Raw genomic sequence first — 587 nt, forward strand, 5'->3', positions numbered from 1 at the left:
GGGCAGGTTGTGGAAAAAAATAGAGGGGTGGAGGAAACGGGAGAATAAGAAAAGAACGGATAGAGACATTATAATCTTTATGTTTTTCTACACTACCTTGTTATAGAAAATCAAAAATTACCACACCTTGTGAATTCACTGCGGGACTGATCTTAAAGCTCTTCAAAAGCACTGATCAATAGATACTTCTCCATATAACTTTGATAAATGATATTAGTATGATCCCGAAGATAAATGCACCAATATTTACCAAATATCCTTTTATACTGATGAAAATTAATAACCCTATACTTATTATTCCTAGTGGTATATTCCACGTAAAAAACGAAATATAGGTATTATTCCACAAATAATGAAAATTACATTCATGATACTACCAATTACATGCTCGGTATTATCTTGTCGTCTGTTCTCTTGCTTTCTACTAATTTCAGAAGCCTTGTCATTATCTTTAAAAGTTTTATGATAGAACTGATTGTAAGCAGCTCTCTTTTGAGGATCTTTAAGAACTTCATAGGCTTCACAAATTTTTCTGAATTTTTGTTCTGCTTCGGTACTAGAATTATGATCAGGGTGGTATTGCAGAG

At 32.7% G+C, this 587-nt stretch carries 1 pseudogene; it reads right to left on the reverse strand.

Annotated features, from left to right (window positions below):
• Positions 1 to 438 precede the first annotated feature (438 nt).
• A pseudogene (locus ACFIL3_RS11055) lies at positions 439 to 587 on the reverse strand (DnaJ domain-containing protein); the annotation flags it as partial.

This window comes from Bartonella sp. CE47NXGY, from assembly GCF_042195415.1.
GTDB lineage: Bacteria > Pseudomonadota > Alphaproteobacteria > Rhizobiales > Rhizobiaceae > Bartonella.